General features: G+C 33.7%; 8 protein-coding genes. All 8 read right to left on the bottom strand.

The features are described from left to right. Nucleotides 1–28: 28 nt before the first annotated feature. Nucleotides 29–3,418 carry a PorP/SprF family type IX secretion system membrane protein gene (locus Q1B37_RS16650; protein ID WP_299900347.1) on the bottom strand — a complete coding sequence of 1,130 codons (3,390 nt, stop codon included), beginning with the start codon at nt 3,416–3,418 and terminating at the stop codon, nt 29–31. Nucleotides 3,419–3,421: 3 nt separating this feature from the next. Then, nucleotides 3,422–5,482 carry a gliding motility-associated C-terminal domain-containing protein gene (locus Q1B37_RS16645; RefSeq protein ID WP_299900346.1) on the bottom strand — a complete coding sequence of 687 codons (2,061 nt, stop codon included), beginning with the start codon at nt 5,480–5,482 and terminating at the stop codon, nt 3,422–3,424. 759 nt (nt 5,483–6,241) lie between these two features. Beyond that, nucleotides 6,242–6,772 (bottom strand): OmpH family outer membrane protein, encoded by a 531-nt coding sequence (locus Q1B37_RS16640; protein ID WP_299900345.1) that lies wholly within the window; start codon nt 6,770–6,772, stop codon nt 6,242–6,244. Nucleotides 6,773–7,000: 228 nt separating this feature from the next. Then, nucleotides 7,001–7,846: a class I SAM-dependent methyltransferase gene (locus Q1B37_RS16635; protein ID WP_299900344.1), complete on the bottom strand. Its 846-nt coding sequence runs from the start codon at nt 7,844–7,846 to the stop codon at nt 7,001–7,003. A 122-nt stretch (nt 7,847–7,968) separates the two neighbouring features. Continuing rightward, the gene (locus Q1B37_RS16630; protein ID WP_299900343.1) at nt 7,969–8,451 is read right to left on the bottom strand and encodes a hypothetical protein; all 483 of its coding nucleotides are present in this window, start codon (nt 8,449–8,451) and stop codon (nt 7,969–7,971) included. Further along, a complete protein-coding gene (gene mnmG, locus Q1B37_RS16625; protein ID WP_299900341.1) occupies nt 8,448–10,319 on the bottom strand; it encodes a tRNA uridine-5-carboxymethylaminomethyl(34) synthesis enzyme MnmG in 1,872 nt (623 codons plus the stop codon). Before mnmG ends, Q1B37_RS16630 begins: the two co-directional genes overlap by 4 nt. Before the next feature lie 81 nt (nt 10,320–10,400). Continuing rightward, nucleotides 10,401–10,823: an rRNA maturation RNase YbeY gene (ybeY, locus tag Q1B37_RS16620; protein WP_299900338.1), complete on the bottom strand. Its 423-nt coding sequence runs from the start codon at nt 10,821–10,823 to the stop codon at nt 10,401–10,403. Further along, nucleotides 10,816–14,187, bottom strand: a complete 3,372-nt coding sequence (locus tag Q1B37_RS16615; protein ID WP_299900335.1) for a DUF4175 family protein — start codon at nt 14,185–14,187, stop codon at nt 10,816–10,818. The genes ybeY and Q1B37_RS16615 overlap by 8 nt, the downstream gene beginning before the upstream one ends. Between the last annotated feature and the right edge of the window lie 2 nt (nt 14,188–14,189).

Below are 14,189 nucleotides of genomic sequence, written 5' to 3'. Positions count from 1 at the left end.
ATTCTAGTATATTTTGGGGTACTACTCACTATTGTATCTTTAAAATGTATAGATCTCCGTCGTATGTGTTATTTACATTAGAGAATAAACTCTGTTTTGCTTGATCAATACTATCAAACCTATCTAAATACACATATATGTAATTGTCTTTTGGATTCCTGAAAAACTTAGGCTCTAGCCCCTGAGATCTAAGTTGATTCATTCCTCGTTCAAAATAATTTTCTCTTTTAAAGATATTGGTAATTAAATAATATCCGTTTTCAATATTATGTCCTCCGATATATGACAGATTCTCTGTTAATACGGTATCGTCTTTAACTGTATCTTTTATAATACGTGATTCTTGCACTAATCTTTTCAATGATTCTACTCTACTTTTAGCAATATTTAAGATCCACATATCACCAAAGTATTTGTTTCCAATATTATTCAGATAATTCTCAGCTGCTTCTTCTTTATTTGCATAATACGTAATAGCAACATATTGATACTGATTTTCTGGATTTAGAATCACTTGAGCATCATTAAATCCAAGATCTTTTAACTTATTCGTAAAACTTTCTGCATATACTCCACCTCTGAACACATTACCTATTAGGTAGTATCCTTCTGGATATCCAGGAATATATTTAGTTGCATACTTAGCTTCTGGTCTAGTAGCTTCAGCGAACTTGATAAATCTATTTCTAGAAGTTAATCTTTTCGAGCTACTTGGATCAGGATTGTTTTTCACCTGTTCAGCTTCATCACTCATATTAACAAGAGATTCTAATAGTTTATTAAATTCTCTTTTATCTAGATTCACAGAAGAAGTTAATAAGGAATCTCTAGATGCAATCAATCTATCAGTAATTCTACTACTATTATCGATTTCTCTCTGAATCTGTTCAAGATCTTCACTACTATCTTCTTGAGCTTCTGCCTCTTGACGTTGTCTTTCTTCCTCAGCAAGTCTTGCAGCTTCTGCTTCCTGACGTTGTCTTTCTTCTTCAGCTAGTCTGGCAGCCTCAGCTTCTTGACGTTGTCTTTCTTCCTCAGCCAATCTAGCAGCCTCAGCTTCTTGACGTTGTCTTTCTTCCTCAGCAAGTCTAGCAGCCTCAGCTTCTTGACGTTGTCTTTCTTCTTCAGCTAATCTAGCAGCCTCAGCTTCTTGACGTAATCTCTCTTCCTCAGCCAATCTAGCAGCCTCAGCTTCTTGACGTTGTCTTTCTTCTTCAGCTAATCTAGCAGCCTCAGCTTCTTGACGTAATCTCTCTTCCTCAGCCAATCTAGCAGCCTCAGCTTCTTGACGTAATCTCTCTTCCTCAGCCAATCTAGCAGCCTCAGCCTCTTGACGTAATCTCTCTTCTTCAGCTAATCTAGCGGCCTCAGCTTCTTGACGTTGTCTTTCTTCTTCAGCTAGTCTTGCAGCCTCCGCTTCTTGACGTAATCTCTCTTCTTCAGCTAATCTAGCAGCCTCAGCTTCTTGACGTTGTCTTTCTTCTTCAGCAAGTCTAGCAGCTTCTGCTTCTTGACGTAATCTCTCTTCTTCAGCTAATCTAGCAGCCTCAGCCTCTTGACGTAATCTCTCTTCCTCAGCTAATCTAGCAGATTCTGCTTCCTGACGTAATCTCTCTTCTTCATCTTTCTGTACAGAAACTTCTCTTTCTAATGATTTCTGAGATTGCTCTCTTCTTCTCTGCTCGGCCATTTCCTGCTCCAGTTTTTTCTGAGAGGCTAATCTTTCTTCCTCAGCTCGTTGTTCTGCAATCTCCAACTCAAGCTTTTTCTGTGCAGCTAATCGCTCTTCTTCTGCCTTTTGCGCTGCCATCTCCTGTTCTAGCCTTTTCTGTGCAGCTAATTGCTCTTCTTCTTCTGCTTTTTGCTTAGCTTCTGCCTCAGCAATTTGTGCTTGTCTAGCCTCTTCCTCTTTAGCTGCTTCTTCAGCTTGTCTTTTCGCTTCAGCCTCTGCTTCCGCTTCTGCTTCTTGTCTTTCTGCTTCCGCTTCTCTGGCAGCTTCTTCAGCAGCTATTCTTGCCTCCTCAGCTTGTCTTCCAGCTTCTTCTTCAGCAGCTATTCTTGCTTCTTCTGCTTCTCTCGCTGCCGCTTCTTGAGCTTCTTTTTCTTCTTCTGCTTTTTTCTGCTCAGCTAATTCTAACTGAATCTTCTTCTGTGCTGCTAATCTTTCTTCTTCTGCTTTTTGCTCAGCCATCTCCAACTCCAATTTCCTTTGAGCAGCAAGCTCTTCTTCTTTTTTCTTATTCAGTAATTTTACTTCCTCTTCTCTCTGTAGCGCAAGCTCTCTTGCCTTTCTCGCTTCCTCTTCTTTTGCTTCCTGAATTGATCTCTCTAATTTATTCATAGCTCGTTGAGCCTGACTTAGAGAGTCATTCCTAGTACTTTGTAATTCTCTTATTAGTTTATTTTGATCTAAAATTTCTTTCTTCAATCTTCTTATTTCAGAATCTCTTTGTAAAGAACTTTTTGATGATAAGTTTCTTCTTTTTCTTCTACGCTCTTCTTTAGCGAAATTAAATGCTAAACCAAATTCGTGAGTTGCGCCAAATTCTGCTACACTTGCATCTCCTCCAATTCCAGGTTCTACAGTATATCCCACAGAAACCACTTTGGTAATATTAGCACCTATACCTATTGATCCTCCATAGAAACTATTATAACCTAATTGAGCCCATCCATATTTTTGAATTTCAAATAACACGTTTCCACCATATCTTAAATCTTGCTCACCTGGTTTAGAGGCGTAAACCATCCCTCTTAATTCGTTTTCTGTTCTTCTCCAATCCAATTCAGTAGTATACATTACATGTCCAGAATATTCGAAATTATCTGTAAGCAATTCACTAGCCGTAACATTATAAGTAACTAAATTTCCAACAGAAACCCCTACATCAAAACTTCCGTAATTAAAATTTACACCTGGTCTAAGAAGAAAAACCGAACTGTTTTCATAATTATTTATGATGTCATCATTTGCTTGTGCTTGGTCTAGGTTACTTTTTAAAGCACTTTGAGAATAATTTAAATTTACACCAAAAGTGAAATTCATATCTCTGTTTAGTTCGAGATTGTATGCATAATTTAATGTAGTCCCAAAAAACCTAAAAATTCCAACATTCTGTTGAAATAATCCAATTCCAATTCCTGTTTTTTCTTCAAATCTCGCGGAATAATTAAGAAAATATGTCTGAGAATTATCGCTAAAACTGGAACGAGGGTTTCTATTATAGATGTTTATAGAGTTTTTGTTTTCTCTTACTAAAGAAAAGGTAGGATTAAACAAAAACCTATTATATTTTAAAGAATTATGTAAAGGAATATCCGAAGGTAATATACCTGATGTATTAGAAGATCCATCTTGTGCAGATACTAGATGTGCACAAAAAATGAAAATAGATATATAGAGTATTTTTTTTATCATAAATTATCTCATTACTGTAATTGTCCCCTTTTTAACAACTGTATTACTTCTTGATATTATATAATAGTAAATAAGTTCACTTGCTTGTGAGGCAGACTCATTTGGCCAATCAGCATTATAGCCACCATTCTTTTGGAAATCTAACTTTCCGTTGGATGAATATATGCTTACTTCGACATCATTATCTGTAAAGGAATTTGGCAAAACCCATGAATTGTTTGCAGCATTTCCTCCGGGTGTTACGACATTCGGTATTAATTCTGATAATGCTCCAGGTCCTCTAACTTCTGCTATTAGTGTATCTGTAGTACATAAAGAGGAACTTATTCTTGCAAAGTAATCTCCTTCTTCAGAAACCGTTAACGTATTGGTTGTTTCTCCATCGATTAATACTTCTGTCCCATTTTGAATTACATACCACTCATACGTAAAATTGGTACTCGCTGGAGCTGTTAGCGTAACTGTTTGTCCATCTTCCAAAACAGCAGGATTTATATCTAAAACAATGCTATTGGATAAAAAGTCAATAGGTAAATTGTTAGAAACCGTATCTGGTAAACCTCCTGGATTAAAAATAGCCCTCAACTCGAAACTTCCTCCATTATCAGCACGAGAAACATCTAATGACAAAGAAGTCTCACCTGTAGAGACTCCATCATTAAACCACTCAAAATCAAAAAAATCAAATTGTTCTGTAGTTAAAGGAACTCGGTCGTTAGTAGATGTGATACCTACCATTTCTTCTAAAGCAATGGTTATGGTATCCTGGTCACAGTCGACGACCTCTCCAGGAGCAATCGTTATATCAAATCTTTCTGCTGCTACCACAACCGTTTCTGTTACTAGTTCTGACATACAAGGATCATCCGGAAATAAAGCATCAATTTCTAATCTATAATCTCCTACTCCATTTGCAGGAACATCGAACGTAATAGTTGAGCCAGTAGTAACTCCTTGAATTATGATATTAGTATCACGTATCCACCTAAATGTACTTCCTATTGGGGCATCCGTCTCTACAGTTAGTGTTAATATTTGTGTTGGTAGTAGTACCAATCCTGGTGGTAAAGGAGTTGTAATACTCGATCCTTCATTTGTAACGGTTACTGGAGGTGTTGGTAAAGTACAATCTTCACTAAGCTCGATCTGTAAAACGTATTCACCACCAAAATCATTATCAGGTAGAACTAAAAAAGATAATACCTCGCCTTCCAATTCTTCTCCATCTTTACTCCATTGATAGCCATATGAAGGATCTTCCACACTAGCTCGTAAAATCTTCGTCTCATCTGGACAAAAAGAAAAATCCGGAGCTGTTGTAACAATAGAAATTTCCCCTTGGTTTACCAAAGATGCGGATATTCTATTTGATTTATTGAAAACAAAAACATTGTTACATAAACCCACCGAAACTCGTGCTTGGTAATCTCCTTCTTCCGTTATCAGTAGCCTTGGACTATTTTCACCAGGTATTAATGCTCCATCTCTTAACCATTCCCAGTTAAAACTATTAACATCTACCTCATTATTATTTTGATCTAGAACAACAACCGCAACTTCTTTAGCGAATGAAGCCACATTACAAAAAATGATATCGTCACCGCTATTCAAACGAATTAAAAGATTATCATCATCAAAAAAATGAAATGGAATTGGATCAGATATTTCATTTAGTATAGTAGCATTGGTATCTGTAGCGATCACTCTTAATCTGTAATCGTCACTATTTGCATCCTGAGGTACCGTGACATCAAAAAATTCAATAACCGCTCCTGCGCCACTTGCTTCATTAGGACCATCTGCTGAGGCTAAATCCGTAATTTCGGATGCATTTGCAAAACTTCCAGAAGGATTGGAAAGTTGTAAAATGAATTGATTGTTTGAATCTAACGCAGCACCTGCTGACAAATCCGCTGTAAAGTCGAAACTATTAGTTAATGTACCACAAGCCTGAGCACCTGATACCAAAGTAGGAGCCCCAATATTTCGTACTTGGGCAAAGGCTTCTTGAAATCCAAGAGCCAAAACAATCAAGACAAAGACTAAGTTAAGTTTCCTTCTCATAGCGATTATATCACTTAAATACGTGTGAAAATATGCACTACTAATCAAACGATTTGGGGCGTTTGTTAATAATATTGTTAATATAAATATACTAAAGTCATAAAATTATAAATTAAAAATTTATATCAAACCAAATTTTCATTTTTTTTTGTAATAATATTCTTACTAAAAGTTGAAGACAATAATTACATGTGTGAAAACCGTAGTTGATACATCATTAAAAAGATAGTAAAGCATTATTAACCAAATACTTAAATATAATCATTTTACAACAAATGTGGTTCAAAAAACTAGGAAAACAGTAGATAAATCTGAAAAAAAACAAAATTTTAATCCAAATTTCCTAAAAAAACCATTGATATTCTGACATTTTGTAGGGTTGAAAAAAATCTAAAAACGGCAACTTTATCCGATTAAGTGTTTTTTTTTATTCCTTTTTTGAACTAATTTTTATAGCTTATCTAGAATATATGTCAGTAAAAATATTTTAGGGAATTTTCCCTTAAAATAATATAAAAAAAAGAACACACTTTACTATGCAATTTTGCACATCCTTACTTGAATATAAAACGACTTAAAACGATATTTATACTAGTAAAACAAACCAAAATCATTCTTTTTTGTGTTTATTTATACAAGTAAAAACATTCCCGCAATTTTCCTTAAGCTTCATTCAATCCTTTTCTTAATTTTAACAACCAAACATAAAAAAACCCTATAATTAATATTATAGGGTACGGTATGATGTTTAACTTGGCACTATTCTTTACTTTCTTCTGATGGCTTTTCACCATTAAGTTCAGCAATAATTTTATCAGTTAGGTCTAACTCTTCTTTAGCGTAAAAGATATTCTTTACTTCTGTCTCACCATAAATGTATGTATACCCATTCTTTTTACCGTAGTCTTTGATAAAATCTTCAACTTTTGCTATTATCGAATCAATCTCGGTCTGGCTACCTTGTTGAATCTCTTGCATTCTAGTTTGTTGTTCTCTTTGCAGTGTTTGCTGTTTTACCATTAACTCCTGCTCCTTTTTCTCTCTATTTGATTGTGTCATGGATTTCATTATATTTTGATATCCTTGAACCTCAATTTGAAATTGCTTTGCTTTTTCCTCTAACTCTGCTCTTACTTCATTATTCTTTTTTGTCCATTTTTCTTTCGCAGCTTTCATTTCTTTAAAATCTGAAACAACTTTTGTATTATTTACAAATCCTGTTTTTTCCGTCTGCTGATTACATGAAGTCATTACAAGTAATCCTATAGCGATGCATAAAAATTTTCTCATTATTCTAAATTTAGTTCTGCGCAAAAATATCAAAGTTCAGTATATGTTATCATTATAACATCATCAAATTACCATGTTATAAGAAAAAACAATAATTATATCTTTTACAATTATCAAAATCAATTAAAAACGACTCAAAACAAAGCGTTTTAAGCTGTTTTTAGAAATTTCCTATAGATTGGGTAACTTTTATTGCAAAAATATCCTTAAAAAACTTTAAAAACAGAATTAATCGTTTTTTAGCACATAAATATGTGAAGAATACTGTTTTGATCTTCGCGCTTTAAGATTAGATATAAAACCTAGCCGAAAAGCTTTTATAAAATTCATTTTCCCATTCCTATACTTTTCTGATAATAATGAGACATAAAAGGAATCAAATAAAAGTGGTAATGTTTTTTGAAGTTTTATTTTTTCTTCCTGAAAAAGGTTTTCTATCGCCTTTTCAGAAAAATGCCATAAATGCCTAGGTACATCATAAGCAGCCCAATGCGAATTATAGTATTCTGCATCGTACGACTTAAAATTGGGAACAGCGATTATGAGGTGACCATTTGGTTTTAAGAGTCTCTTCAATTCTTTAATTTGAGCAGACAAATCGGGTACGTGCTCAAGAACATGCCACATGGTAATCACGTCAAAATTATTAGAAGATAAGTTAGAGGTCGTAGTTTCTAACAAGACTCCTTTCTTTTTTGCTTGCTCCTTAGCTTGATCGTTGGGCTCAACTCCTATTACATCCCATTTTTGTTTTTGGGCTTGCATCAAAAAATCTCCAGTTCCAGCACCAATATCTAACAGAATGCCTGGTTGATTATTTAATTCAGTTATTAGACGAACCTTTTTTCTTAATGAGTAACTTTTTACAATGTGATACAACTTTTCGAAAAACGTTCTTTTGGAATCGGTATGAGAAATATAATCATCACTTTCATAATATTTCCCCAAGACATCTTCGGATGGTTTAGGGACTGTTACAAGCATATCATATTTTTCATCCTTATACAATTTAAACAGCTCACCAGAAACTGTATAATCTTTACATTCTAAATAATATTCGTTTTCGTTATTCATTATCTATTCTAAACCAACTAAAAATCCTTTACTATTTCTATTTATGTTCACTGATTGACATAATATTAGTTTTGTTCTATACATCGAAAATTATAATCAAGTGTTGAATGTTCCACGTGGAACTAAGATTTTGTAGCATCAAAAACTTCAATATTTAAGAGTTTGCTTAATTCTTTGGCCTTTTCTAAAGCTTTATCATATTTCTCTGATTGAAACAACGTTGTTTTTCTATTTTCCTTAAAAAAACGAACAACATATTTATCATGCCTTTCTTTTGTTCCAATGGCACTTACCGTACTCCAATCATTATTCTGCACAAAACTTCCAGAAAATACAGAAACATAATCTGGAAAATCCAAGTTCAGTTTTATTTTATAAAGCACCAACCCAAAAACAGAAAACAATTTATAGTTTTCAAAATCCTTGCTAATTTTATAAGAGGTTGAAAAACCAAAAAAAAGGGAAGAAACTACAACTAACATTATTCTTGACCACAATTCTTCTCTTCCAAAAAAAAGCATTAACACAGAAAACACAAAAACTACTGTTACTAATATCTTCCCTTTTATCGCTCTTTCTTGTTTACATATCACATAATCTCTCATCGACCCATATAAACTAAAAGAACTGAAATATCGCTAGGCGACACTCCACTTATTCTTGATGCCTGAGAAATCGTAGCAGGCTTTATTCTCGTCATCTTCTCACAAGCTTCATAAGATAATGACTTCAGTTTTGTATAATCAAAATCTTTTGGAATTTTAATATTTTCCAATCGATTTAGTTTATCAGCATTGTTCTTTTCTTTTTCTATATAACCCGAATACTTAACCTGTATTTCTGTTTGTTCTAACACTTCCTTATCCAACTCATTTTTTTCAATATAATCCGCTACTTTTTCCAAGCGTCTCATATCTTCTAAATTAATTTGAGGTCGTGCAAAAATCTTAAACATTTTACCACTTTGGTTAATAGGAGAAGATCCTTTTTCTTTCAATACTGGATTCGCCTCAGTCGGAGTTACACTTGTCTCCTTAAAAAACTGAACAAAATTATCGGACTTCTTTTGCTTTTCTTCCATTCTTAATAAACGATCATCTGAAGCCAATCCGATCTTGTGAGCAACAGGAGTTAACCTAAAGTCTGCATTATCTTGTCTTAATAAAGTTCTATACTCTGCTCTTGATGTAAACATTCTGTATGGTTCTTCTGTTCCCTTAGTTATTAGATCATCTATTAAAACTCCAATATAAGCTTCGCTTCTAGTTAAAATAAATGACTCCTCTTCTTTAACTTTTAGCGCTGCGTTTATTCCTGCCATCAAACCCTGAGAAGCTGCTTCCTCATACCCTGTAGTTCCATTTATCTGTCCTGCGAAAAATAAACCATCAATTAACTTTGTTTCTAAAGTATGTGTTAACTGCGTAGGTGGAAAATAATCATATTCTATTGCATAACCTGGCCTAAAGAATTTTACATTTTCAAACCCGACAACTGAACGTAATGCTTTAAACTGAACATCCTCTGGTAAAGATGTAGAAAATCCATTTACATATACTTCAACTGTATTCCACCCTTCTGGTTCAATAAACATTTGATGTCTTTCTTTATCGGCAAATCTATTAATCTTATCTTCTATTGAAGGGCAATATCTAGGCCCGATACTTTTAATTCTTCCATTAAACATTGGAGATCTATCGAACCCTTCTCTAAGTAAATCATGAACCTCCGGAGAAGTGTATGTCATAAAACAAGATCTTTGCTCAGTAAGTGGTTTTGATAAATCGGAATAACTAAACTTTTCTGGATTATCATCACCTGGTTGTTCTATCATTTTAGAATAATCTAGAGATCTTCCATCTACACGGGGTGGAGTTCCGGTTTTCATTCTTCCTGAATCAAAACCTAAATCTATCAATTGTTCTGTAATACCAGTTGCGGCTCTTTCTCCTGCTCTTCCACCTCCAAATTGTTTTTCTCCAATATGAATCAAACCATTCAAAAAAGTTCCATTCGTTAACACAACTGTTTTTGCTTTTACCTCAATTCCCAATGATGTTCTTACTCCCACAACTTTTTCTCCTTCAATCAAAAGTCCATTCACCATTTCTTGATAGAAATCCAAATTTGGTGTTTGTTCCAAAAGCAATCTCCATTCTTCAGCAAATCTCATTCTATCACTCTGAACTCTTGGACTCCACATAGCTGGCCCCTTTGATTTATTCAACATCTTAAATTGTATAGCAGTTCTATCGCTTACAATACCACTATAACCTCCTAAAGCATCAATCTCTCTTACTATTTGTCCTTTCGCTATACCACCCATTGCTGGATTACAACTCATTTGAGCTATATTTTGCAAATTCATTGTAATCAACAACGTGCTACAACCTAAATTAGCGGCTGACGCCGCAGCTTCACTTCCTGCGTGTCCTCCTCCAACAACAATCACATCATACTCTTTATCAAACATACCTGATCTACATTTGTTCCACGTGGAACATTTAAATTATATAAAAAATTTGTTCCACGTGGAACAAACTATAAAAACAAACTAAAGATGTTCCACGTGGAACATCTTTAGTTTTTCATTTTCTTTTTGTCTCATAACAGATTTATCTTCTTCTGTTTTGTCTTTGTAACCACAAAAATGCAACAGTCCATGAACCATAACCCGCCTTAATTCTTCCTCAAAATCCACTTCGTATATCTCAGCATTCTCCTTTACACGATCTACAGATATAAAAATATCACCAGCCAGTTTATTTCCCATCGTATTATCAAAACTAATTATATCTGTATAGGTGTCGTGGTTTAAATATTTCTGATTAATGTCCAATAAATAATCATCTAAACACAATATTAAACTAATCTCACCAATTGACTTCTTCTCGGAAACAGCCACCTTGTTCAACCAACTTACAGTGGACAACTCATTAATATTCGTAGCCACCGATTCATAAAAAAAATTAATCATTTTCCTTTTTAAAATATTCTTGAACCTTTCTTTTGTGATTTTGCCGCAAAGGTAATACTTGTCTGTTTAATATCTCAGTAGTATTAAAATATTGTTGCGCCTTTTGAAGTTGACTATTTGTGTCGTTTTTAAACAATGTTTGATTTGTTTTACTTTCTCTTCTGTTCTCTTCACCCTGTTCTAATGTGGCGTCTTCTAGTTTTAATAACTCATGTTTTAGATTCAACATCTTACTAAGCGTGTTATTATTAAATCCTTTTTCTAATAACTCATTTTCCACTTGCTCCATTTTCTTTAACAACGCACTACCTTTACTCCCTCCTATTCCTTCTTTTTTAAGTTTATCTTGTAACGCAATCCTTAATTGCTGTTGCTGCTTATATATCTCATATAGCTCTCCATCATTATTTTCTTGTTCACTATCGGCCTTTCCGTTACCATTTTTACCATCTTTACTTTGTCCTTTTTTCTTCCCGCTTTCTCCTTTTCCTTTTTCTCCGTTTTCTCCGGAACCGCCCTGGTTAGACTGACCCTGTTGTTGCCCTTCCTTTTTACCTTGCTTCTCACCCTTCTCAGTTCCATCTTTCATTTGCTCATTTAATTCTCCTTGTTTCTTTATAATATCCGGTAACTGAAAACCTCTTGATTTTCCACTATTCCCCTTACCTGCAGCAGACATGCTGTTTTGCATTTGGTCCAATGCCTTACTTAAAAAATACGCTAAGTCATTAGAACCCGTTACTGCATATTGTTGATTAGCGGTTCCTTGTATTACTTGATTCTCAGATAAGCGCTCTAATGATTTATCAATATTAAACTCTATATCCGTTAATTTACTAGTCACTTCATCAGATATCTTAGGTTGACGTAACGCTAATGCATATAAACTATCATCTATATGAATAAAATTTTCTCTTAATACACTTTGCTTTTTTAGTTTTGATGAATAAGTTGGATTATTATTATTTATTCCTTTGAAACCTTTCATTAGCCCTTCTTGTTCCATTGAAAAATCTACCAGATTATCTAGAATCTGCCTCAACATTTCCATGTCTTCCTGTTGCTGTTCTCCACCAGCCATTTGCATCTGCATCTGCATTCCACTACTCATTTGTTTCATTTTCTGAGCTGCACTTTTCTGATTTTTCTTAGCATCAGATTTGTTGTTTTTATCTAGGTTATCGCTCGCTTTCTCTTGTTCCTCTTTAATCCCATCCTCATCTTTTTGCTCCTGATCCAAGTTCATAGGCTTCTTTAGTTTTTCATTATCCTTTCTTAACTCCTTCATTTCCTCCTGAAACTTCTCGAACTTTTCATTTAATTTATCCTGCTCCTGCTTGGTGTTTTCTTCTTCCTTTTCAGACAACTCTTCCTGTTCTTTAGCAAGCTGACTCAACTCCTCTGCTAATTTCTCATGTTTCTGAATAACGTAATATCTTTTAGTAAGCTCCAAAAGCTGTTCTAAATTCTTCTTCAAATTCTTATTTTCTTTCGCAAGCTCCTCCAACTTTTCTGTTAATTCCTCCTTCTGGATCTTCTCTGATAACTTATTTATCTCTTCTAATAACTTTTCATTTTTCTTTAGCTTTTCCTCATTACGCTCCATCATTTCTTTTAATGCATCTTTAAAAGGTTCCTCCTCTTTCTTATCATCCAATTGCTCAAGATTATCTTTTAGCTTTTTAGAGAAATTCTGCATCATCTTTTCCTGTTCCTTTTGTCGTTTTAGATAGTCCTCTAATTTCTTTTTATCGTTAAAATCTAATTGTTTTTTTTCCTTTTGAATCTTACTAAGTTCCTTCAGATCACTTTCCTGTTCCTCGAATTTTTTCAATGATTTATTCAAACCTGAAATCGCCTCGTTTTGTTCATTTAACCTTTTCCTATGTTCCTCTAAATTTGTCAATTTTCTGAAACTAAAAACTTGGCTTTTTGTTGATTTACTTCCATTCACTCCATCGTTATCATATACCTCGAAATAAAAATCATAATTAATCCCATTATCCAAATCAATATCACCTGGAAAAACATAGATAAATTCGTCAAAAACAGAAGAATTAATACCAATCTTTTTCTTTATTTTTACATCATCTTTATCGCTATTATAATACACCAAATTCAGACCTCTTAAACCATAATCATCACTTACTCTTCCAAAAAAATAAAGTGTACTATTATCTATACTATCCTTCTCTGAAGTTAAATTAATTTCTGGATACTGATCCTTAATAACATTTATGCTAAAAGATAAATTGTCATAATCCTTAATATTCTTATTCGATGATGTTATCTGATAATCCCAATTTCCATATAACCTATTTCCATATTTAAAAGTAGATTTATCCTTCATAAACGCTATTACCGAATCTTTCGAAATCATACTAACGTATTCCGTATTTCTTGTATTCACTGACCAAGACACCTTTGTTCCTTCCGGAACTATTGCATTTCCCGAACTATTAACACTTTCATCCTTCTTTTGTGTATACTCTGGATAATCAAGATTCATTTTAAAATCCAACAATGTTGGCACTGGAACAACTTTTAATTCATAATCCTTAGAAAACACATCACTCGATGATAACCTAAAACTCATTGACTTCTTTGGCTGTATAAAAGTATATTCGAACTCCCCCACCTTCTTACTTTTCATGAAATAAGTTTCTCCCTCATAATTGATACTCACACTCTCGGGAATCACATCACCACTGGTGCGTACTTTTACAACAAAATCTTCATTCTCCAATGCATTTAAATTATCATTTACCACAAAAAATTGAAATGGTGCCGGCGGTTCATATGCCGTTCCATAGTTAATAACTCTATTATAACTTTCTGAATACCAGTTTCTTTCATTAAATAAACTTACTAGTAAAAAAACGGAAACCGGAATAATGATATACTTAAGATATTTCACATTTTTCTTAAAGTCTATTGCCGTTTTAAACGGTACAGGACTTAACTCTTGGGATTTTTGTTCTATACTCGCTAACAATAATGAAGATGAGGAATTATTTTCGCTTAACTGTAACAGGTTTAACAATTTATCATTTACTTTTGGAAAATGATCTCCTATAATTTTCGAAGCACTTTCATAATCTATACCCCTCGCAAGCTTGAATAATTTAAACAAAGGAATCACTATGAACTTCGAAAACAGACTTAACTCTACAATAACAAACATCCAAAATAATATAGTCCTCCATAGTTTACTTAACCAAAAAACATATTCTATTAACAGTGTAATCAAAAAATACAACAACCCAATAGCGGCAAAAAGAATTACGCCTTTAATCAATTCATTTGTATAATATTTCCTTATAAAACTTTCTAGTTTATTCTTGATTAACTCAAAACTGCTCATAA

Source organism: uncultured Aquimarina sp., assembly GCF_947492965.1.
In the GTDB taxonomy this organism is placed as follows: Bacteria; Bacteroidota; Bacteroidia; order Flavobacteriales; family Flavobacteriaceae; genus Aquimarina.
Note: the sequence above shows the minus strand (reverse complement) of the source record. Positions and strands in the feature narration are given on the sequence as shown.